Origin of the sequence: Streptomyces sp. NPDC007991, assembly GCF_042958445.1 — a bacterium.
In the GTDB taxonomy this organism is placed as follows: domain Bacteria; phylum Actinomycetota; class Actinomycetes; order Streptomycetales; family Streptomycetaceae; genus Streptomyces.
The window spans coordinates 392,502-413,019 of the sequence record NZ_JBIBJD010000005.1; the positions used below are offsets into that span (position 1 = coordinate 392,502).

At 72.2% G+C, this 20,518-nt stretch carries 19 protein-coding genes; 9 read left to right on the top strand and 10 right to left on the bottom strand.

Annotated elements, in window-relative coordinates; genetic code table 11:
• Positions 1 to 6: 6 nt before the first annotated feature.
• Both ACFZDA_RS16405 and ACFZDA_RS16410 read right to left on the bottom strand, forming a co-directional pair.
• Complete coding sequence (locus ACFZDA_RS16405) at positions 7 to 420, bottom strand: zinc ribbon domain-containing protein (RefSeq protein ID WP_391081074.1); 414 nt, start codon at positions 418 to 420, stop codon at positions 7 to 9.
• A 136-nt stretch (positions 421 to 556) separates the two neighbouring features.
• Positions 557 to 1,282, bottom strand: a complete 726-nt coding sequence (locus tag ACFZDA_RS16410) for a TetR family transcriptional regulator (RefSeq protein WP_391081078.1) — start codon at positions 1,280 to 1,282, stop codon at positions 557 to 559.
• 176 nt (positions 1,283 to 1,458) lie between these two features.
• On the opposite strand from ACFZDA_RS16410, the gene ACFZDA_RS16415 reads away from it, so the two are divergent.
• Together ACFZDA_RS16415 and ACFZDA_RS16420 are read left to right on the top strand one after the other, a co-directional pair.
• Entirely contained in the window at positions 1,459 to 2,202 is a 744-nt protein-coding gene (locus ACFZDA_RS16415; RefSeq protein WP_391081081.1) for a peptidoglycan-binding protein, read from the top strand.
• Positions 2,203 to 2,344: 142 nt separating this feature from the next.
• Positions 2,345 to 2,833, top strand: a complete 489-nt coding sequence (locus ACFZDA_RS16420) for a flavin reductase (protein WP_391081084.1) — start codon at positions 2,345 to 2,347, stop codon at positions 2,831 to 2,833.
• Positions 2,834 to 2,857: 24 nt separating this feature from the next.
• Here ACFZDA_RS16420 and ACFZDA_RS16425 read toward each other — a convergent pair whose 3' ends face one another.
• The 4 genes from ACFZDA_RS16425 to ACFZDA_RS16440 all read right to left on the bottom strand — a co-directional run bounded on the left by ACFZDA_RS16425 (position 2,858) and on the right by ACFZDA_RS16440 (position 7,498).
• A complete protein-coding gene (locus ACFZDA_RS16425) occupies positions 2,858 to 5,254 on the bottom strand; it encodes a SpoIIE family protein phosphatase (RefSeq protein WP_391081087.1) in 2,397 nt (798 codons plus the stop codon).
• A gap of 102 nt (positions 5,255 to 5,356) precedes the next feature.
• A complete protein-coding gene (locus tag ACFZDA_RS16430) occupies positions 5,357 to 5,923 on the bottom strand; it encodes an antibiotic biosynthesis monooxygenase (protein WP_391081089.1) in 567 nt (188 codons plus the stop codon).
• Between the two features lie 43 nt (positions 5,924 to 5,966).
• Positions 5,967 to 6,341: a hypothetical protein gene (locus tag ACFZDA_RS16435; protein ID WP_391081092.1), complete on the bottom strand. Its 375-nt coding sequence runs from the start codon at positions 6,339 to 6,341 to the stop codon at positions 5,967 to 5,969.
• A gap of 236 nt (positions 6,342 to 6,577) precedes the next feature.
• Positions 6,578 to 7,498 (bottom strand): SIS domain-containing protein, encoded by a 921-nt coding sequence (locus ACFZDA_RS16440; RefSeq protein ID WP_391081093.1) that lies wholly within the window; start codon positions 7,496 to 7,498, stop codon positions 6,578 to 6,580.
• 165 nt (positions 7,499 to 7,663) lie between these two features.
• Here ACFZDA_RS16440 and ACFZDA_RS16445 point away from each other — a divergent pair, with 165 nt between their 5' ends.
• Together ACFZDA_RS16445 and ACFZDA_RS16450 are read left to right on the top strand one after the other, a co-directional pair.
• Entirely contained in the window at positions 7,664 to 7,825 is a 162-nt protein-coding gene (locus tag ACFZDA_RS16445) for a hypothetical protein (RefSeq protein ID WP_391081096.1), read from the top strand.
• A gap of 58 nt (positions 7,826 to 7,883) precedes the next feature.
• Positions 7,884 to 8,285: an FhaA domain-containing protein gene (locus ACFZDA_RS16450; RefSeq protein WP_391081099.1), complete on the top strand. Its 402-nt coding sequence runs from the start codon at positions 7,884 to 7,886 to the stop codon at positions 8,283 to 8,285.
• A gap of 27 nt (positions 8,286 to 8,312) precedes the next feature.
• On the opposite strand, the gene ACFZDA_RS16455 is transcribed toward ACFZDA_RS16450, so the two are convergent.
• From ACFZDA_RS16455 to ACFZDA_RS16465, 3 genes are all read right to left on the bottom strand, one after another.
• Positions 8,313 to 9,851 carry a phospholipid carrier-dependent glycosyltransferase gene (locus ACFZDA_RS16455; RefSeq protein WP_391081725.1) on the bottom strand — a complete coding sequence of 513 codons (1,539 nt, stop codon included), beginning with the start codon at positions 9,849 to 9,851 and terminating at the stop codon, positions 8,313 to 8,315.
• A gap of 169 nt (positions 9,852 to 10,020) precedes the next feature.
• The gene (locus ACFZDA_RS16460; protein WP_391081102.1) at positions 10,021 to 11,937 is read right to left on the bottom strand and encodes a phosphatase PAP2 family protein; all 1,917 of its coding nucleotides are present in this window, start codon (positions 11,935 to 11,937) and stop codon (positions 10,021 to 10,023) included.
• 233 nt (positions 11,938 to 12,170) lie between these two features.
• On the bottom strand, positions 12,171 to 13,070 hold the full coding sequence (locus tag ACFZDA_RS16465) for a BadF/BadG/BcrA/BcrD ATPase family protein (RefSeq protein ID WP_391081105.1): 900 nt from the start codon (positions 13,068 to 13,070) through the stop codon (positions 12,171 to 12,173).
• A 239-nt stretch (positions 13,071 to 13,309) separates the two neighbouring features.
• Between ACFZDA_RS16465 and ACFZDA_RS16470 the strand changes: the two genes are divergently transcribed.
• The 5 genes from ACFZDA_RS16470 to ACFZDA_RS16490 all read left to right on the top strand — a co-directional run bounded on the left by ACFZDA_RS16470 (position 13,310) and on the right by ACFZDA_RS16490 (position 19,819).
• Positions 13,310 to 14,425, top strand: coding sequence for an ROK family protein (locus ACFZDA_RS16470; protein WP_391081108.1), 1,116 nt, complete (start codon positions 13,310 to 13,312; stop codon positions 14,423 to 14,425).
• A gap of 275 nt (positions 14,426 to 14,700) precedes the next feature.
• On the top strand, positions 14,701 to 16,023 hold the full coding sequence (locus ACFZDA_RS16475; RefSeq protein WP_391081110.1) for an extracellular solute-binding protein: 1,323 nt from the start codon (positions 14,701 to 14,703) through the stop codon (positions 16,021 to 16,023).
• A 125-nt stretch (positions 16,024 to 16,148) separates the two neighbouring features.
• A complete protein-coding gene (locus ACFZDA_RS16480) occupies positions 16,149 to 17,060 on the top strand; it encodes an ABC transporter permease subunit (protein WP_391081113.1) in 912 nt (303 codons plus the stop codon).
• Positions 17,057 to 17,959 carry an ABC transporter permease subunit gene (locus ACFZDA_RS16485; RefSeq protein ID WP_391081115.1) on the top strand — a complete coding sequence of 301 codons (903 nt, stop codon included), beginning with the start codon at positions 17,057 to 17,059 and terminating at the stop codon, positions 17,957 to 17,959. The genes ACFZDA_RS16480 and ACFZDA_RS16485 overlap by 4 nt, the downstream gene beginning before the upstream one ends.
• A 27-nt stretch (positions 17,960 to 17,986) precedes the next feature.
• On the top strand, positions 17,987 to 19,819 hold the full coding sequence (locus ACFZDA_RS16490) for a hypothetical protein (protein WP_391081118.1): 1,833 nt from the start codon (positions 17,987 to 17,989) through the stop codon (positions 19,817 to 19,819).
• A gap of 12 nt (positions 19,820 to 19,831) precedes the next feature.
• On the opposite strand, the gene ACFZDA_RS16495 is transcribed toward ACFZDA_RS16490, so the two are convergent.
• Complete coding sequence (locus ACFZDA_RS16495) at positions 19,832 to 20,497, bottom strand: nucleoside/nucleotide kinase family protein (RefSeq protein ID WP_391081121.1); 666 nt, start codon at positions 20,495 to 20,497, stop codon at positions 19,832 to 19,834.
• Positions 20,498 to 20,518: the final 21 nt, after the last annotated feature.

The window sequence follows — 20,518 nt, forward strand, 5'->3', positions numbered from 1 at the left end:
CGCCCGTCAGCGCCAGGCCCGGTACGGCTCGTCCACCAACTGGAAGACCGGCTCGCCCCGTACCGGGTCCTTGGCCGTGGACAGCCGCACCCGGTCCCCGCTGTGGATGCCGATCGGCGGGCCCATCACCCGGCCGCGCACGATGAACCCCTCGGACATCTCGATCAGGGACACATTGCGCGCCGCGGGCGTGTTGCGGTGCACGACCGTCGAGTGGCGCACGGTGCCCACGCCCTCGCTGCGCTCCGTGCGCAGTTCGCTGCCGCGGCAGACCGGACACAGCACCCGGTGGTACATGGCCGTGCCGCACCAGGTGCAGCGCTGGAAGAGGATGGCCTCGGTGTCCGGGCCCCTCGGGTCGAGCAGACCCGTCGGAGAGCCGGCTGCCTGCTGAGTGACGGTTCCTGAGTGGTGGTACACGCTGGTCAACTCCCTGCACTCGGCCGGAATCCCGTGTGCGAGGGCATCCGCGCACACGCGTGCCCGGTTCGCCGTGCCACCGTGCACGCAGCCAGAGTATGGCACTGAGTGCCACTCGTAAAGGCACTCCGTTCCCTCAATGTGCGGACCCTCGGTCGCGCCCCAGCGTCGACTCGATCTCCTGCACCACCCGCCACAACGGCGCGTCGCGCCGTGAGACGACGACCACCACGTCCTCGGGCTGCTCCCCGGCCGGAGGCACCGGCGTGCCGCCGAACGCGGACTGCACGTACGCCAGCGCGTGGTCCACGGTGGCGTACGCCTCGCCCTGCCCGTCCGAACGCAGCCAGGAGCGCAGCGCGTTGTTGTGCGCCGCGACCACCGCCGCCGCGATCACATCGGCCTGGAGGGTCCCGTCCCGGCGGGCCGTGAAACGCCGGCGCAGATACTCGGCGAGGGCCCGCTCGTAGCGCCACACCACCGACAACTCGTAGGCGCGCAGCCCCGGGACCTTCTTGGTCAGGCGGTAGCGCTGCACGGAGAACGTCGGGTTCTCGGCGTACATCCGCAGCACGAGCCGGGCCGCGTCGCAGACCCGCCGCACGGGTTCCTCGTCGCCGGTGCCCGCGGCCAGGAAGGCCGTCATGTCGGCCAGGCACCGCTCGTGGTCCGGGAAGACCACGTCCTCCTTGGAGGGGAAGTAGCGGAAGAAGGAGCGCCGTCCGACCCCGGCCAGCGCCACGATGTCGTCGATGGTGGTCTGCTCGTAACCCCGCTCGAGGAACAGCTGGAAGGCTGCCGCCACCAGGGCGTCCCGCATCGGCGGCTTTCCGGGGCCGGCGTCGGCTTTGTCGGAGCTCATGAGCGGGAACGTAGCACCGGAAGGGTACGGATGGCACTCAGTGCACTCGTGGGGCGGAACCGAGTTCCCTCTGAACCCATGGCGGGGCAGCCGCGTATCTAGCGGCAGCCGCGCATGCGGCGGCAGGACGATCCCCGAAGACGGGCGCTCCCGAGCCCGGACGGAAGGAGAGCAGCGTGTCGACACCGTCCGAGCCACGGCAACCGCACGACGGCCCGGCCCTCGAACCCATCCGCGTTCTGCGGCCCCGCCGCACGGACACCCTCGCGGAACTGATGCGGGAGTACCGCGAGGAGCTCGCCGCGGCACGGGCCGGCGACGAGCCCGGCAGCGACAGCTTCAAGGACTCCAACGGCCACGAGCCTCGCCGTCACACGCCGGGAGGCTACGAGTCCGTCGTCCTGCCCCGGCGGCCGGCCGGCTCCGAGGACCTGACGCAGGAACTCCCGCCCCTCGGCCGCGGGAACGGCGACCGCCGCATCGGGCCCGGATCAGGACTGCGCCGGGCAGCCGTCGCGGTGGCCGTCGTCACCGCGGCGGTGCTCGGCTTCGGCGGTGCCGCCCTGCTGCTCCCGGGCGAGAACACCGAGGACGAGGCGGCCCCCGCGCCCCGCCCCACCGCGTCCGCTTCCGCCCCCGCCCCGACCCCCACACCCACCCCGCCCGCCGCCGACCCCGACGGCCCCGGCACCCTCCGCGAGGGAGCCGCCGGCCCCGAGGTGACCGAACTCCAGGAGCGCCTCCTGCGCATCCCCGACGTCTACCGTGACGGCTCCACCGACGGCCGCTACGACCCCACCCTGACCGCGGCGGTCGCCCGCTTCCAGCTCTGGTACGGCATCCGCGGCGACGAGACCGGCGTCTACGGCGACGACACCCGCCTCGCCCTGGAGTCCCGCACGGCACCGGAAACCGACTGACCGCCCCCCGTGGACTCGCCGGCAGCATCACCGCCCCCTGAGAGGGCACCCGGGATCACCCGGGATGGCAACCCCACCCCCGGCATGGTGAGGTGAGGGAAACCGAGGGGAGTGGCCGCGAGGGTGAGGGAGAGGTGTGGGCATGGCGGGCATGGACGCGTTCATCGGGCGGCTGGACCCCGACATGTGCGTCGTCACGGCCGTCGCGGGCGGTGAACGGGCGGGGTGCCTGGTCGGGTTCGCCTCGCAGTGCTCGATCGATCCCGTGCGGTTCGTCGTGTGGCTGTCCGAGGTGAACCACACCTTCCGGGTGGCACGGGACGCCGAGGTGCTCGCGGTGCACCTGCTCGCCCGTGCACAGTACGGCCTCGCGGAGCGGTTCGGCGGCCGGACCGGCGACCGGACGGACAAGTTCGAGGGCCTCCGGCTGCGCGAGGCCTACGGCGGGGCCGTCGTGCTGGCGGACGCGCCGGCCTGGTTCGTCGGCCGGGTCGTGACGCGCGCGGGCGGCGGCGACCACATCGGCTTCGTCCTCGACCCGGTCGAGTGGGGCGGCGACGAGGAGTACGACGGGCCGCTGCTGCGCCTCTCGGGCGCCTACGGCATCAAGCCCGGTCACCCGGTCGACTGAGCGGGGTTCCGGCTGTCGAACCCCCTATGCCTCCAGAACTCTCGGAACCCGGACGTCCACGACGCACACGTCGTCGCGCCGCTCGTCCGGCAGCATCCGCGCGAGCAACGGCCCCAGGGCCGCGGGCGCGTCCGTGGGCGGGGCGGCCACGGCCTCGGCCAGACGCTCCAGGCCCCGGTCGATGCTCTGCGGAGGGTGCTCGACCAGACCGTCGGTGAACAGGATGAGCCGGTCGCCCGGTTCGAGACGGCACTCCGCCTCCTCGAAGACCGGAGCCGTGGTCGCGCCGAGCAGCATGCCCTTGGGGCGGCTCAGATACCGCGCCTCGCCGTCGCGCAGCAGCAGGGGCGGGGGGTGCCCCGCCTGAGCCCAGACCAGACGCCGCTGCCCGGGGTCGTACCGGGCCAGCACCATGGTGGCCGTCGCGTGGGAATCGCGGGAGTGCAGCAGCAGCGTGTTCAGCCGGACCAGCGCGCCGGTCAGCGAGGAGCCCGTGATGACCATGCCCTTGGCGGTGAAGCGGAGCTGGGCCATCGTGGCGACGGCGTCGACGCCGTGCCCGGCGACATCGCCGACCACCAGCAGCGCGTCCCGGTCGGGCAGTTCCACGGCGCTGAACCAGTCACCGCCGACGTGCACACCCGACTGGGCGGGCAGATACGCGACCTCGACGCGCAGCCCCGCCAGGTGGACGGGCCGGTTGGCCAGCGGCAGCAGCGCGTGCTGGAGCCGGGAGGCCAGGGTCCGCTCGGCCTGGAGCACGTCGTGCTGCGTGAGGATCGCCTGCTCGCTCTCGACCAGGGCGAGCTCCGCCCGCCGCCGGGCCGTCATGTCCTGGACGACACCGTGCACCTCGACGGGGGTGCCGTGCACATCGGTCACGGCTTCGGCCACGAGCCGCAGATGCCGGATGCCGCCGCTCGTCCTGACGCGGAACGGCAGGTCGAACGCCCGCCCCCGCTGGACGAGGTCGCGGACGGCGCGGGTCAGCGCGGGCGCGTCCTCGGGCAGCGCGAGTTCCGGCATCCCGGCGAGCCGCACCGGCCCCTGGGCGGGGTTCCGGCCGAAGATGGCGAACACCTGGGTCGACCAGGAGGCCTCCTGCGTGGCCAGGTTCCAGTTCGCCCAGCCGATGTTGCCGAGCCGCTGGAGATCCGCCAGCCGCTGCTCCTGCCGGTCGGAGGAGCCGTGCCGGATCCAGCTGACGACCAGCGCGTCGTCCAGCCGCGCCACCCGCGCCGAATACGTGGACAGCGCCGCGATGCCCGCCACCACCTCCTCGTGCGCGAACGGTTCACTCTCGTACGGCTCCCCGGTGGCCAGGGTGTGCAGGCAGCCCTGCCACAGCGGCTCCTCCGTCAGGGCGGGCCGGAACTCCAGCAGCCGCCGGCCGGCCAGCTCCTCACCGGGGCGGCCCAGCAGGTCACCCGCCCGTGCGGTCGCCGCCTCCACCAGGAAGTCCTCGGTCTCGCCCGACGCGGCCCGCAGGGGGCTGAGCAGCATCGCCGCGACCGGCAGCGCGTCGAACAGTGCTTGCACCGCGTCCGTGGAGGCGTCGCCGGCCCGCTCGGCCGGTGCGTCGAAGGCGCGCAGCCGGCCGGCGCACAGCCCGGTGACGCCCCGCAGATGCGCGCGGTCGCGGGGCGTGAACGATCCGGCGTGGGCGCGCAGTACGCCTATGCAGACCCGGGCCGAGCCCGCCGTGAGCACGGGCAGCCAGGCGCGCGACCGCCACCGCTCGGGCGGGTCCCCGATCAGCAGGTCCCGCCGCTCATGCGTGCTGACGTCCTCCAGCCAGCACGGTTCGCCCGCCTGCAGCGCCTCCAGCGCCGGGATTCCGCTCAGCGGCGGCACCCGGCTCCACTGGGCGGCCAGCTGGTCGTCGATGCCGGCGTGCCCGATCAGTTCGAGTCCGCCGTCGGGCCTGCGGGCGTAGATCATGACGGCGTCGGCCGCCATGTCGGGCGCGAGATGCTCCAGCAGGCACCGGGCGAGGTCGGGCGGTGTCATCACCCGGACGAGGGCCTGCCCGAGGCGGGCCAGGGCGGCGGAGACGTCGTCCGGAGCGGCCGTCTCCACCAGGGCGGCGGTGCCGGAGCCGGGGGAGCCGGCGCCGAGGGGCTCGGTCGCCTCACCTGGGCCGGGTGCCGTGGGCGCAAGGGACCCGAGCGTGATCCAGCACTCCTCCAGCAGGGTGTGACGCGCCGCCTTGGCCCGCTGGAGCAGCTGCTCGTCCGCCGCGTCGGCGGAACACCCGGTGAGCGCCATCACGGCGCCCTTGGCCCGTTCGACGACAGCCGACGTCGCCGCCTGGTCGCGCAGCCGGTCCAGCTCGGCGCGCTGCCGGGCGACGATCTTTGCCAGTTCGGCCAGGTCCGCTGCGGCACCGGGCTCCGCCGGTGGCACGGGCTCGCTCGTCACGCGTTGAGCATCGCACACGCGGGCCCGTTCGAAGACTGCCTTGTGCGCACGGGCGGCTCCCGCTTCCCAGGGGCCACTCGGGTCACAGCAGCCTCACGGCCCTCAGTCGCCGTCGCGCGGATACAGCCACAGCCGCAGCAGCCGGCTGAGCCTCGGCATCACCAGGTAGGTCAGCGTCGGCAGCAGTACCAGCGGGAACACGGCGGCCCGCAGCGGCAGCGGCCAGCCGGTGGTGTGCGGCGTGACCAGCCACTGGATGAGCAGGGTGAAGGGATACGCGCCGAGGAACGTCGTGAGGACCATCTTCCACCGGGGCGGGGCCTGCACGGTGGTGCCGGGCAGGCTGAACCAGGTCTCCATCCCGGTCGTCGACTGGCGTTCGCTGCTGACCTCGGTGGCGATGTCCTCGATCCGCCGGTGCCAGTGGGCGCGCTCCTCGGACTCCAGCCAGGCCGCGAGGCGGTGCTGGTCGGACCAGCGCAGCACCGCGTGGTAGCGGTGGCCGTCCTCGGGCGTGAGCCAGGAGACGCCCTCGTTGCCCGGGAACTGTCTGGCACAGCGGGTGATGCCGCGCGTCCACTCCTCGAACTGCCGTTCCCGGCCGGGACGTACCTGCCAGGTCAGAACCGTGGTCACCGGCTCACCGCGCCGGACTTCGGTGGTGCTCATCCGCTCACGGGTGCCACGCCTGAGGCAGGGCATGCCGCGAGGGTCAGCGGTTTGCCTCCACCAGTGCCTGGGTGACCGCCCGCACGCTGCGCGCGATGTGCTGCAACTGCATGACCTCGGCCGCGTACAGCTTGATCGTGTGCTCGATGACGCCCTCGTGCAGGCCGAGTCCGGGCAGGTCGGCGCGGGCGGTCTGGAGGGCGGTGCGGGCCACCCTGAGTTCCTGCTGGACCTGGATGTGGGCGTGCCGGGCGAGGAGGACGGGGTGGCGGACGAACACGGGGTAGCCGGCGTAGCGCGCGGGCACCAGCTCGCGCAGCCACTTGGCCGCCGAGCGCTCCCAGTCGTAGCTCCCGGGGGTCTTGACCTGGCAGGGCCAGTCCGGGCTGATGCGCGTGGACGTCAGGGGCATGATCATCGCTTCCGGGGTGTGCGGCGTCGTGAGGGTGGACGACGGGTCGGGGTGGCCCCGGCCTAGGGGATGACCGGGGCCGCCACGGACACCCGGGGCGCCGAAGCGGGTAGGAGCCGGCCCCTCGGGTGCGGAACGGATCCGGAAGGGCCGGGTCGCGATCCGTGTGCAGTATTTATATATGCCATCCGGTTTTCAAGCGGCATGAAAACATTCATATCCGCTTTGTTGTGGGATGCCGCTCAGTCCCGGAGGAAGAAGTGGTGCTGGTCGGCGACCTGTTCGTACTCCTCGAGCCGGGCCTGGGTCCGTTCCGGGTCCGCGTCCGTCATGGCCTGCAGCAGCGCCGAGCACATCACACCCGGGGCCGCGTAGGAGTCGAAGACCAGGCGCGAGCCGGTCCCGATGGCGAAGGCGACGTCGGCCTCGTCCGCGAGCGGCCCGAGAGCCAGGTCGGTGATCAGGGCGACCTTGAGCCCGGCGCCCCGCGCGACCCGGACGGCCGTCAGGGTCTCCTGGGCGTGCCGGGGCATGGAGAACGCCAGCACCCAGGTGCCGCCCGCCTCGCGCGACTGGAGCAGCGCGTCGTAGGCGACGCTGCCGCCCCGCGTCACGAGCCGCACGTCCGGGTGGATCCGGCGGGCGGCGTAGGCGAAGTACTCGGCCAGCGAGACGGAGATGCGCAGGCCGAGGACCGTCAACGGGGTCGAGGACGACAGTTTGCGGCCGACGTCGATCACCAGGTCCGGGTCGGCGAGGTCCCGCCGCAGGTTCTCCAGGTTCTCGATCTCGGCGTCGACCGCCGCCTGGAGCTCGTTGCCCCGGTTCTCCTCGGCCGGTCCGCCGCCCGCGAGGGTGCCCAGCGCGATCGACTGGAGCTTCTCCCGCAGCGCCGGGTAACCGCTGAAGCCGACCGCCGAGGCGAACCGCGTCACCGAGGGCTGGCTCACGCCGACCCGGTCCGCGAGATCCGTGATGGACAGGAACGCCGCCTCGGTGATGTTCTCGATCAGGTACTGGGCGATGCGCCGCTGGCCCGGGGACAGCCGGGGCCGGTCGAAGAGGGCTCTGAGCTGGGCGGACGGGGAGATCTCCGCTTCGGGGCCGGCCTTTCCCGAGGTGATCGCGGATGCCTGTGCGCGTGCCTGCTGCGGCGATGGCACCGGTTCGCCTCCTGTCTCCCGGGGACGTTCAACATAGCTCACGCACCGTGGTGACCAGGGCTTCTTCGCGCAGCACATGAGGTGCCCGGCAGGGGGATACCCGGACGCCGGGCGGGAACCCGCCGCGGCAGAAGATCCCGAGACGACGCACGAGGAGCCATCGGCATGACCGTTCCCGAGGAGAACCGGCCCAAGACGCAGACCACGGACGAGGTCGTGGAACACCAGGACGACAGCCAGTCCCGGCCGCCGGGCGCGACCGGCCGCACGATGCGCGAGGCCCTGGAGGAGGCCGAGGTACGGCCCGACGACTACGACGAGCGCTAGCGCTCTCCGGGCCCGCCACCGCAACCGAACCGACGACGCTTCCGGCAGGTGAGACCGCATGGGCGCACTGAGTGCGCTGGAGGAGACACTGGAGAACCGATGGGACGCCCTGTGGGCCCGGGTCCTCGACAAGGAGCCGGTCGAGGTCCTCGACGCCCTGCGGCACGAGTGCGACGACAACGCCGTGGTGTGCCGGGCGGGCCGGGTCATGGTCCCCAACGCCTACGACGTGGAACTCGCCGACGAGGTGCACGACCAGCTGACGCGCCACGGCACCAGCGTGGGCCAGGCCCTCACCGACAGCCTGTCCCGCCACGCGGAACGCAGGGGCTACGAGTTCGCGGGCCCGCTCGCGGTACACGTCGCGAGGTGCCCGGACGTGCCCAACGGGCGCTATCGCGTGGCCAGTCGCGTCATGCAGCACGTGAGCACGGACGGCTTCTTCCACGCGACTCATTGACCCGCACACGACACGCCGGCCGAACGCTCAACGGCGATAGATCGTGATCGAATGGCCGACGTCGTCGACCGGGCGGCTGCTGCCGATCAACTCGGCCAGCCGCCCGGTCGCCTTCGCGGCCGCCGAGTCCGACACCACCAGCACCCCCCGCACGTCACCGACCGGCACCCCGCGAGGATCACCGGCCCGGATGCCGTAGAAGGACGGCACCCCGCTGCCCTTGTACACCAGCCACACCCGCTCACCGCGGTACCGCTCGCGCAGCCGCTCCGCGAGCCGCCCCAGATCCTGCCCCCAGTCCACGTTGGAGTCGTGCAGGAACTCCCGCGTCCTGCCCGGCCCGCCGAACGCCTCGTTGGCGTACGGGAGGTAATAGGGGTACGTCCGCAGCGAACTGACGGCGACGAACGCCACCAGCGCCCCCACCCCGACCGAGATCCACCGCCGCGGCACCACGAGAACGCACCCCGCCGCCACCGCGAGGAACAGCGGCAGGAAGACGGCGTACCGCGTGCCGAAGTCCCGCGCCGCCTGCATGGCCGTCGCCAGCAGCACCAGGGGCGGGGCCAGCACATAGGGCGCGGCCGGCCGCAGACGGCGCACCGCGACCACGACGGCCGCCCCGGCGGCCCACAGCGCGAGCATCCCGAGCGGCGTCTTCACCAGCAGCGCGGCCGGCAGGTAGTACCAGAGCGAGCCCGAATACAGCCGGCCGAACAGAAAGCCCTGCCACGGCCGGTTCTCCAGCCCGAACTGGACCCGCATCCCGTCCCGGCAGGCCTCCGGGAACGGCAGGAGCCGGACCAGCAGCCCGCGCAGCCCGTGCACCACGGGAACATGCTGCTCCGGCGTCCAGCGCAACCGCGGATCGACCAGCAGATACGTGACCCACACGACCGCGATCGCCGCCAGAGCCACCACACCCGCCCCGACGGCCGCACGCACGAGACGCCGGCCCCCTTCGGACGCGTGCCACACCGACACGGCGGCCAGCGCCATGAGCACCGGCACGGCCGGGAGCATGCTCAACTTCGTGGCCAGGGCCGCCCCCAGCGCCGCCCCCGCGAGCGGTGGATACAGCAAGGGCCTGCGGCGCGCGCGCCACAGCAGCCACGCCGACGTCAGCACGAACCCGGCGGCCGGCACGTCGAGCGTGGCGAGCGAGCCGTGCGCGATGACGTCGGGGGAGAAGCAGTACAGGGCGAGCGCGGCCAACGCCCCGGCCGCTCCGGCCAGTTCACGGGCGAAGGCGAAGACGACCAGTCCGAACAGCAGCGTCAGCGCGATCACGGGGAGGCGGGCCCACAGCATCAGCCGCCAGGGGTCGTTGCCCGTCTCGTAGAGCAAGTGCCGCCCCACCGCGCCCTGTTCCCCGGTGAAGGAGGGGTCGACACGCGGGTCCGCGAGGGCCACCCCGACGCCGATGAGGAGCTTGCCGAGGGGCGGGTGCTCGGGGTTGTGGCGCAGCCGGTGCTGGTGCGTGTACTCGGCGGCGGCGCCCACGTACACCGGTTCGTCGATCGTCGGGGTCTGCCGCACGGCGGTGCTGACCATGGCGAACGCCATCGCCGCGAGCAGCAGGGACACCAGGAGCGGCAGCGGCCACCGTCTGCCGGGCCGCCGGGTGGCCCCCGCCGGCGACGGCCTGGGGAGCGACAGCGGCCGGGGAACGGCGGGAGCGGTCCAGAGGTCCCTCATGGGCCCACTCTGCACCAGCGCCCCGCCGCTCGGGGCGTCACCGCTTCACGAGCCGCACCGACAGACCGTCAGCGGTGTGCACGGGCACGGCCCGCAGCGTCGTCGAGTCCAGCTCGACACGGTCGAACCGGCCGCGCAGCGCCGGAGCGGACAGGACCGGGACGGTGGTCCCCGCGACCGGCGGCCGCTCGGCGTCGAGCCGCAGCGACAGCACGCTGCCCCGGCCGAGCAGCACGCGCCGGCTCACCGTGAGCGCCGGGCCGTGGTTCTCGCGCAGCGTCAGCTCCAGTGTCGACTCGCCCTCCTGGAGGTACGAGCCGCGCACCCGCAGGACCCGGTCCGCGCGCAGGGAGCCGCCCGTGACCCGGACGTCGCCCTGCCCCAGGGCGTTCGGGGACGCGGCGACCAGCGTGCCGTCCTCGACGACGGTGCCGCCGTGGTACCGGTTGTGGCCGCTCAGCGTGAGCGTGCCCGTGCCGCGCTTGGTCAGCCCGCCGTCGCCCTCGATGTCGTTGCGCCAGCTGTCCGCGGCGTGGAAGCCGCCGGCCGCCGCGTCCAGTGTCACCGTGACGTCGGTGTCGAAGGCGCCGTACCCGTCCGCCGCCGCGAACAGGTTCAGCCGGCCCCACTGCTCGAAGCCGTCCAGCAGGACGTACCCGGAGGGCAGCCCGGTCGTGCGCAGCACCTCACGGCGCTGGGCCGCGCTCAGGTACGGCAGCCGTGTCTCCAGCAGGACCTCCGCGCCCTTGGGCACGGTGAGCGGGTCCTTGTGGCCGCGGCGGGGCAGGACGTACGTCAACCGGGACCCGACCGCACGGGCGTTGGCCTCGCGGTCGGCGTAGGCGTCGCCGGCGTCCGAGTGGGCGTAGGCGTACAGCGTGTCCGGCGTCGTGCCGGTCTTCTCGGTGAAGTAGGCGAGGGCCTGGGCGCGTGCCGCGGCCTTGAGCTCCGCGTTCGCCGGGTCGGCCAGTGTCGCCGCGGTCAGGGCCGTCGCCATGATCCGGCCGCCGATGACGTCGACGGTGGAGTGCATGCCCGACATGATCCGGGTGTGGCTCAGCTCGAACGCCCTTGTCACCAGCTCCTGGAAACGCTCGGGCACCGCGTACGCGTAGGCCAGAGAGGCCAGATGGAAGGCGTTGGTGTGGCCGCTCGGGAACCCGCCGTCCTCCTGAGGGGTCTCGGAGCGCTGGCGCAGCAGCTGCGGGGCCACGACCACGTCCGATTCGTACACCGGGTACCCGAGGGCGTCCTTCTTCCCCGTGTCGACGACCTCGCTGTCCTCGTTCATCCGCCACGGGCGCGGGTACTGGAAGGCGAACTTGGCCGGGTTGCCCGAGGCGTACGGCCCGCGCACGGTGTCGACCAGCTTGGCCACCTTGCCGAGCTCCGAGTCGTAGGAGCCCGCGCCGAGCGCGGATCCGGCCGGGGCGTCGGCCGGCAGGGTGTCGTTGACCTTCCCGGCGGGCGTGCCGTCCGGGGCGGAGGTGATCGACGTGACCGCCTTGGCACCCGACGTGTACAGGCCGGCGAGCGGGCCCAGGCCGCCGATCATGGCGTAGCTCTGGTGCTGGCGGTCGTAGAGGAAGGCCTCCTTCGCCTGCGCCTCGGTGCGGGAGGTCGTGACCCGGGCGCAGTAGCGCATGTTGGCGCGCAGCACCTCGCGGTCCAGAACGCGGCCGGTGTCCCAGGCGCCGCCGGTCTTCCACACCTTTGCCATGCCACCGAGGATCCGGACGACGGCGTTGGTCTCGGGGGTCTGGTTCGCCATGACGTTCGACTGGTAGTCGTCGACGAACGCGGCGGGCCCCGTGGCGGCCTTCGCGTCGGCGGCGCCGAGCCACGAGGCGAAGGTGGGCGCGGCCAGCAGGCCGGCCGAGGCGCCGAGGGAGGTCTTGAGGAAACCGCGCCGGTCGACGGACGCGGTGGTGGACTGCCCGGCTGGTGACGGCATGCTGTGCCTCTCCTGAGTTCTGCGAGGGGGTCTGCGACAGACTTCTGCGGCGCGTTCCCCGGCCGTGCGGCCGGGGGAGGAGCGAAGACTTCCGGCCGTGCGGCCAAGGGGAGGAGCGAAGGTCTCCGGCCGTGCGGCCGGGGGACGAGCGAAGATCTACGGCCGTGCGGTGACCCTTCGGGGAGGGACCGGCCACCAGCCGGTGTCGGGAGCGTGAACGGCTCCGGCCCGGCTCACCGCAGCGAACGGGCCAGCGCCACCGCGCCCTCGACCGGCGGCACGCGCAGCGGCTGCGGCCGGGCCGTGGGCAGGGACTCGGCGAGCGCGGAGGTGAACGCCGCGTACAGCGCGGGCTGGGCGAGGACCGTGCCGCCCGCCACCACCACGTCGTCCACCGCAACCCCGCGCCCGGCGAGCCGTACGACGAGCGCGGCGAGCGCCCGGCCGCCCTCGGCGATCACGGCCCGGGCGAGCGGTGAGCCCGCCTCGGCGGCGGCGAACACCGCGGGGGAGTGCCGGCCCCATTCCGCGGAGACGTCCGTGGCGGCCTCCAGCGCGGCGCCGAGCGCCGGCACCTCGGCCACGCCGAACGCGGCGACCAGCCCCGCGGCCAGCGCGTCGGGCTCCTCGCCGCGGTCGTGTGCCGCCCAGACGGCCCGTGCGGCCTCGCGGACGAGTCCGGCCGCGCCGCCCTCGTCGCCGAGCACCGCGCCCCAGCCGCCGACCTGGACCGGACGGCCGTCGGGCAGCCGCCCCACGGCGACCGACCCGGTACCGGCGACCAGTCCGACGCCCTTGTCCAGCCCGGCGGCGGGAACGAGCAGTTCGGCGTCGCCCACGACCAGCGCGGGCACCCCGAGCCGTTCCTGAAGCGCGGTCCGGATGGCTTCGCACTGGCGGGGTGTCTCGCAGGCGTGGCCACCCACGGCGACGGCGGACGGGTGTGCGTCAGCCGGCAGGGCTTCGCGGACCAGCGCGGCCAGCCGGCCGGCCGCGGCTTCGGGCTCGTGCGGCCGCCAGCCCGCACTGTCGCGGACACGGTCGACGACGCGTCCGCCGCCCGCGAGGGCACGCAGATGCGTCTTCGTGCCGCCCACGTCGATACCGACCACGTAAGGCGTGGAGTCCTGCACGGGTCCTCTTTCGTCGTTGCGCGGCACGACGACGGCAGGCGAACCGCCCGTCGGACCACGGCAGTTGAAGAGGTAGGGAAGCCCCGGGACGGGCTTCTGCGGAACACGGCAGGCGAGTACCGTGAAGTTCGTTAGGAAGTTAACTAACGAAGTAGGGTGCGCGTCAAGAGGCACGGAATCCCGATGCCGCGCGACCCCTGCCGCCGCCCTGCACGGCCGCAGCACGACCTGGGGAGACCATGCACCTGAGTGAGAGTGCCCGTGTGGTGTTCGACGTACTGGCCGGAACGGGCACGGCCACCCGCCCCCAGCTGGCGGCCGGTGCGGGCCTTTCCAAGCCGACCGTCTCCTCCGCCGTGGCCGAGCTCGAAGCCGTCGAGCTCGCCGCCCACTCCGGCAGGGCCTCCGGCGGCACCGGCCGCAGCGCCGCGATCTACCGTCTCGGACCGGCCGCCGGCGCCGTGCTCGCGGTCGACCTGGGGCCCGCCGTGACCCGGGTGCGCGGCTGCGCCCTGGACGGCACCCTGCTCGCCGAGGGCACCGGCTCCCGCCCGGACGCGGCCGACACCGTCCGCAAGGTCCTCGACGCGCTGCCCGCCGGGGCCCCGCTGCGGGCCGTGGTCGTGGCCGTCGGTGACGTCCCCACCCGGGACCGCGCCGGGGAGCGCCCCGCGACCGCCAAGGCCGGCCCCGTCTTCGACGCCATGGCCGTCGCGCTGCCCGAGGGCGTTCCCGTCCACCTGGAGAACAACGTCAACTGCGCCGCCCTCGCCGAGCTCCACGAGGGCGCCGCCGTCGGCCGTGACACCTTCGGCTACCTGCGCATCGGCGTCGGCATCGGTCTCGCCGTCGTCATCGGCGGCCGGGTGCTGCGCGGGGCGAACGGCGCCGCCGGTGAGGTGGCCCGGCTGCCCTACCCCTGGGACGACGACCGCGCCCCGCGCCACGAGGGCCTGGAGCAGCGCATGGGCTCGCGCACCCTGCTGCGCCGGGCGGCCGAGGCCTGGCAGGACGGCGACGGACCCCGCCCGCGCACCGCCGAGCGGCTCGTCGCCCTCGCCGGGCAGGGGCATGCCACGGCCGGCGCGGTCATCGCCTCGCACGCCGCCGACGTGGGCCGGCTCGCCGCCGCCGTCGCCGCCGTACTGGACCCCGGCCTGATCGTCCTGGGCGGCGGCACCGGAGCGGATCCGCAGCTCCTGCCCGGTGTGCGGGCCGAGCTGGCCCGGCTGAGCTGGCCCACCGAGGTGGTCAGCAGCGTGGTGGGCGACACCGGCACCGTGGCGGGCGCCAGCAGGCTCGCGGTCGCCCATGGAATTCAAACCGTGACCGGAGCTGTACGGGCGAAGCATTGACGGCTGCGCCATCGGTCTGCCAATGTCCGGACAAGCGCTTTCTGAGTCGGCCGGGACGCCGACTCCGGGTGAGCCTCCCGCCCGTACGAGAAGTACGGCAGCCGCACGAGGGCGTGCTTGTGCGACGTCGGCCGGCATGGCCGGGGACCCCACCCGTCAAGGCGTCGCGGCCGGGCGAGGCCGTGCCCCCGGAAAGCGAATTTTTCCCGCGAACTGCACCCGTGCCGCCTCGGCTGGCGCCGTGCTTCCTCCGCTACGACGAAAAGGGATCGAAGATGACCAGTGTGGGTGTGCGGCGCTCCCGCCGACTCGGCCGCGGCGGCATACGCCGCGTGGTTCCCCTCGCTGCCGTGGCCACGGCAGGTGCCCTTCTGCTCTCCGCCTGCGGGTCGGGGTCCGACTCGGGCGGGACCTCCAAGTCGCTGACGTTCTGGATCTCCACGGTTCCGGGGCAGGACGCGGGCTGGAAGAAGATGGTGACGCAGTACAAGAAGGAAACCGGCGTCAAGGTCAACCTCGTCAACATTCCTTACGACGGTTACCCGACGAAGCTGCACAACGCCGCGCAGGCGAACTCCCTGCCCGACGTGGCGGCCGTGCCCGCGCTGGACCCGATCTGGGCGAACAAGCTGATCGACCTCAGCTCCATCGCCAACAAGAAGAGCAACAAGATCAACGCCAACTTCGTCGCCAAGGACTCGTCCGGGAAGGTGCTGTCCATCCCCTCGGACGTCACCGCGTCCGGCATGTTCATCAACAAGACGCTGTTCGAGAAGGCCGGTGTCTCCTTCCCGACCTCGCCCCAGAAGACCTGGACCTGGACCGAGTTCATCAAGGCGGCGGACAAGGTCCGGGAGAAGACCCGCGCCAAGTACTCCCTGACCTTCGACCAGTCGCCGTCCCGGCTCCGCGCCATGGTGTACGAGCTCGGAGGGAAGTACGTCCACGCGGACTCCTCCGGCAAGTTCTCGGTGGACGCCGCGACCAGGAAGGCCGTGAAGCGCTTCGTCGGGATGAACGACGACAAGACCATGCCGAAGTCGGTGTGGACCAGCGGCGCCGACCCGTCGGCCATGTTCCAGAGCGGTGACGTGGTCGCCTACTGGTCCGGCGTGTGGCAGGTTCCCGCCTTCGCCGAGAGCATCAAGAAGTTCGACTGGGCCAGCGTCCCGACTCCCGCCGAGCCGGTGCAGGCCAGCGACGTCAACAGCGGCGGCATGACGGTGGGCTTCAACAACAACGCCGCCGCGGCCGACGCCGCGAAGAAATTCCTGACCTGGCTGTACGAGCCGGCGCACTACCAGGAGCTGTGCGAGACGTCCGGCTTCCTGCCGGTCGAGAGCGGCCTGAACCCGAAGTACCCCTTCAAGTCGGATGCGGCGCAGGCGGCGTTCAAGCTGTACAACGAGTCGATCCCGCTCTACGCCCCGATCTCCGGCTACTTCAACACCGCGCAGACGAAGTGGGTGCTGAAGGGCAAGAGCCTGCCCGAGGACCCGACCAAGACGGAGCTCGGCAAGGCGATCAACGGCCAGCAGTCGGTCGACAAGGCGCTGGACACCATCGTGGACGTCTACAACCAGCAGGTCGGCGGCTGAGCGCGGCCAGGCAGGCCCGGGCGGCGGGGTCGAGACACCGCCGCCCGGCCTCCGGGCCCCCGCGTGATGCCGGGCTCGTGACCTGAGCCCACAGGAACCCATTCCACCAGCACGGAGTCAGGAAGATGACCAAAAGCGCCCCGGACGTGTCCGCGAGCCCGCCCAGGAGACGCAGCAAGTACACCCTTGCGCCGCTCGTGCTCATCGCGGCCAACGTCGTGCTCTTCGCGCTGTTCTTCGTCTGGCCGGCGGTGATCGGGCTCGTCTACTCCTTCACGAACTACACGGGTGTAGGGGTGTTCCAGTTCGTCGGACTGGACAACTACCAGAACCTGTTCGGGGACTCCACTTTCTACGACGCGCTGACCCGGACGCTGCTGTACGCCGTGCTCTTCGTTCCGCTGAACTTCGCGTTCTCGCTGCTCATCGCCAACGTCGTGGTGAGCAGGCACGCCAAGGGCGCGTCGGTCGCCCGTGTCATCTTCTTCATCCCGTGGCTGCTGTCGCCCATCGTCGTGGGTGTCCTGTGGCGGTGGCTGTTCGGTGAGAACTTCGGACTGGTCAACTACATCATCCACGAGCTCGGCGGGAGCGCCGTGCCCTGGCAGTCGAACGCCGACCTGTCGCTGCTGGTGGTGGTGATGGCGGCGTCCTGGGCCTGGACGGGCTTCTCGATGCTGCTGTTCATCGCGGCGATCAAGAACGTACCGCTGTCGTACTACGAGGCGGCCTCCCTCGACGGCGCCGGTCCGTGGCGCCAGTTCTTCCACATCACGCTGCCGAGCATCGCGCCCACCTCGTTCATCGTCATCCTGCTCAACACGATCAACGCGATGAAGGAATACCCGGTGTTCGTCGCCCTCAACAACGGCGGACCCGGAACGTCGAACAACCTGATGGTCCAGTACATCTATGAGACCGGCTTCAAACGGGGCCAGATCGGCTACGCGAGCGCCGCGTCGTTCGTGCTCATGCTCATCCTGATGGCCGTAGCGATCATCCAGCTGATCGTCAACCGGCGGGTGGAGAACCGATGACAACCACAGACATGCCCCGCCCGGTCGACGCCGGATCCGCACGGCCCGTCTCCAAGAAGCGGCCCCGCGGCGCGGCCACCGGCGGGCTCCGGCAGGCGGTGTCCGCGACGACACTGCTGTGGCTGCTGGCCTGCCTCTACGGGCTGCCGGTGCTGTGGTTCATCCTCAGCTCCCTCAAGCCGGCCGGCGACCTGTTCTCCTATCCGCTGACGCTGGTTCCGCACGACCCCACCCTGTCGGGCTTCAAGGCAGCGTGGAACAGCGCCAACTTCTCCCAGTACTTCGTCAACACGACCATCGTGTGCGTGATCACGACGATCCTCACGGTGGGTGTCAGCTGCTGCACCGGGTACGCGCTGGCCAAGTACGACAACAAGTGGCTCAAGGTCTTCTTCCTGTGCATCCTGGCCACCACGATGCTGCCGTCCGAGGTCATGCTCGCCCCGGAGTTCCTGGTGGTCCGCGACCTCGGCCTCTACAACTCGTTCGCCGGCATCATCCTCCCGGCCGTGCTCACCGCGACCGGATGCTTCATGTTCCGCCAGTTCTTCCTGACGGTTCCCGACGAACTCGTCGAAGCCGCACGCATCGACGGCGCCCGCGAACTGTCGATCTTCCTGCGGATCATGGTGCCGCTCTCCCGGCCCATCATGCTGACCCTCGCCATCCTGTCCTTCCAGTGGCGGTGGAACGACTACATCTGGCCGCTGCTGATGCTCAACGATCCCAACAAGTTCACCGTGCAGATCGGCATCCAGAGCATCGTCGGCGCGCAGAACATCAACTGGTCGGTCCTGCTCGGCGCATCGGTGATCTCCATGATCCCTCTGATCGCCATCTTCCTGGTCTTCCAGCGCTATGTCATGGGCGCCGACATCAATGCCGGACTGAAGGACTGACCTCGGGCATGAAGGGCTGATCCACCCGTGCACCTCCCTCACCAGCGCGGCCCGTTGCACGACCTCCCGGACACCCCGGAGGCGTACGACGCCGTCCTCGCCGACGTCACCGAGCAGGCCCTGGCCCGCATGACGCCGGAGGGCAACCTCGAACACCCGGACTGTGCCGACGACATCGGCGACACGTCCCTGGGCATCACCTCCCTGCTCGCCCTCGCCTGGCAGCGCACCAAGGACCCACGCCTGCCGGAAGCGGTACGCCGCAGCCTCGCCTTCCACCTGGACGAGCGGGTCTACACCGAGGACAACCCTGGCTACCCCAACCTCCGGGTGCGCAACTCCGGTCTGCCGTACGCCCGTTACACCCTGGCGGCCGGAGCCCACCCCATCGGTGACTGGCCGAGCACGGTATGGGCGCTGCTCCAGTCCGTCAACGTCCTGGACGCGGCGGACGGCCTCGTCGACGACGCACAGCGCGCCCGGCTCCTCGACGTGGCGCACGGCTACTGGCGCTGGCTCACCAAGGCCACGTTCTTCAACCCGCAGGAAGCCGGCAACCAGGCGATCGGCTGCGTCGTCGGCGGCCTGATGCTGGCCCGGCACCTGCCGTCCGCCGAGGGCGACCCGGTGCGCCGGGAGGCCCTGCGGCTGTACCAGGACGAGATCCGCGCCCACCGCGTCCGCGACCGCGGCGCGCTCCTGCCGCCCGAGCACGGGGGCGCCTACGACAACAACTACGGCCCGATCTCCCTGTCCTTCCTCGCCCAGGCCCACCGGGTCAGCGGCGAGGAGGTCTTCGCCGAGGACGGCGACGCGCTCGCCCGCTACATCGACGCCCGCCTGACGAACGGCGGCTTCGACAACGGCGGCCCGCGCTACAGCGAACAGCACTCCGCCTTCGAGTCGGTGCTGGGCCTGCGCTACTTCAGCGCCCGCATCGGCTCCGACCTGGGCCGCTACCGGGGCGACAGCCGCTGGGCCCGGCACGCGGTCAAGGCGGACGGCGGCGTCGACGGCCACTTCGCGTGGATGCTGGTCTGGCAGATCCAGGACACCACGCCCTGGCACCGCGCCCCGTCCACGGCTGCGGCCCGGCACCACCTGCGCGCGGGCACGGTGTCGGTGGCCTTCGACGACCGTATGACCCCCTCCGTCATCGAGGCGGGCGGTACCTACTACCTGGCCGCCGCCGTCAACCGCCAGCACGGCTTCGGCCCCGTCACCGACGGCTTCCTGCTCTGCCGCCCGATGGGCGAGGTCCGCGTCCGTGACGTCCGCGCCGGCGGCCTGGCGGCCAAGCTGGTCACCCAGCCCGTCGTCGGCCGCGACCACGTCCTGCGCCATGTGCGGTCCCTCTACGTCACCGACGGCACCAGCCTGTGGACGACCGTGGCCGTGGAACGCCTCGACGGCACCCCGTACCTGCTGGCGGGCATGCCGTACGCCGAGGACGACGGCGACCGGGTCCGCAGGACCGCCGAGCCCCGGGTGACGTCGGCCGGCACACTGCGGCTGACCCACCCGGGCCCGGACGGCCCGCACCACTTCGACGCCCGCGCGGCCACCACCCAGGAGCAGGCCGCCTTCGCCCTGGCCCTCGATCCGCGCGGCTACGGCAACCCCGACGAGGGCTGGCGCCACCTGGTCACCTCGACCGCCATCGAGGCCGGACCGGCCCCCGGCGCACCCGAGGACCTGCACGTCTTCGCCGTGCGCTACGGCCGTGACGACAGCGCGTTCACACCCGGGTTCGAGCGCGACGGCACGGTCCTGACGGTCCGCACCGAGGCGTTCACGGCCGTCATCGGCGACGCGGCGGGCGGCGCGGACGCGGAACCGGAGCTCACGCTGGGGCGCTGACCCGCCGTCCGTTCACGCCTGCGCGTCCACACACGGCAGGGCGGACTCCGGCACGACGAGGTCGGCGCGGTCCCGGGTCGTGGCGACCAGTGCGGCGTTGGGCTGGTCCGAGCGCAGCACCCAGGCCACCGCCTCGTCGTGGCTCTTGCCGAACTCCTCGTGCCGGGCCACCAGCCGGCGCACGCGCTCGTCCTCGTCGAGCCGGCAGAACCACACCTCGTCCAGCTCGGCCCGGACGCGCCGCCACGCGCCCGTGTCCAGCAGCAGGTAGTTCCCCTCCGTCACGACCAGCCGGGCCGCCGGCGGCACCGGGATCGCCCCCGCGACCGGCTGCTCCAGCACCCGCTCGAAACCGGGCGCGTACACGATGCCGTCATCCGGCTCCTGGGAGCGCAGCCGCCGCAGCAGCGCCGCGTACCCCGCCGCGTCGAAGGTGTCCGGCGCGCCCTTGCGGTCCCGCAGGCCGAGCCGCTCCAGTTCGGCGTCGGCGAGATGGAAACCGTCCATGGGGACGTGCGCCACCCAGGGGGCGCCGGATCCGTTCAGTTCCCGCACCAGCCGCTCGGCGAGCGTCGACTTGCCCGCGCCGGGGCTGCCGGTGATGCCGAGGATCGCGCGCCGGCCTCCCCGGGGCAGGGCGCGGGCGCGGTGGACGAGGTCGTCGAAGGTGAGCGGCACACCGCAGAGTCTGCCATCCTC

Excerpts from the sequence above, each read along its gene's own strand:
- ACFZDA_RS16410 (WP_391081078.1), bottom strand. The coding sequence starts at position 1,282 with ATGAGCTCCGACAAAGCCGACGCCGGCCCCGGAAAGCCGCCGATGCGG.
- ACFZDA_RS16420 (WP_391081084.1), top strand. The coding sequence starts at position 2,345 with ATGGCGGGCATGGACGCGTTCATCGGGCGGCTGGACCCCGACATGTGC.
- ACFZDA_RS16430 (WP_391081089.1), bottom strand. The coding sequence starts at position 5,923 with ATGAGCACCACCGAAGTCCGGCGCGGTGAGCCGGTGACCACGGTTCTG.
- ACFZDA_RS16435 (WP_391081092.1), bottom strand. The coding sequence starts at position 6,341 with ATGATCATGCCCCTGACGTCCACGCGCATCAGCCCGGACTGGCCCTGC.
- ACFZDA_RS16445 (WP_391081096.1), top strand. The coding sequence starts at position 7,664 with ATGACCGTTCCCGAGGAGAACCGGCCCAAGACGCAGACCACGGACGAG.
- ACFZDA_RS16450 (WP_391081099.1), top strand. The coding sequence starts at position 7,884 with ATGGGCGCACTGAGTGCGCTGGAGGAGACACTGGAGAACCGATGGGAC.
- ACFZDA_RS16455 (WP_391081725.1), bottom strand. The coding sequence starts at position 9,851 with ATGGCGTTCGCCATGGTCAGCACCGCCGTGCGGCAGACCCCGACGATC.
- ACFZDA_RS16460 (WP_391081102.1), bottom strand. The coding sequence starts at position 11,937 with ATGCCGTCACCAGCCGGGCAGTCCACCACCGCGTCCGTCGACCGGCGC.
- ACFZDA_RS16470 (WP_391081108.1), top strand. The coding sequence starts at position 13,310 with ATGCACCTGAGTGAGAGTGCCCGTGTGGTGTTCGACGTACTGGCCGGA.
- ACFZDA_RS16475 (WP_391081110.1), top strand. The coding sequence starts at position 14,701 with ATGACCAGTGTGGGTGTGCGGCGCTCCCGCCGACTCGGCCGCGGCGGC.
- ACFZDA_RS16480 (WP_391081113.1), top strand. The coding sequence starts at position 16,149 with ATGACCAAAAGCGCCCCGGACGTGTCCGCGAGCCCGCCCAGGAGACGC.
- ACFZDA_RS16485 (WP_391081115.1), top strand. The coding sequence starts at position 17,057 with ATGACAACCACAGACATGCCCCGCCCGGTCGACGCCGGATCCGCACGG.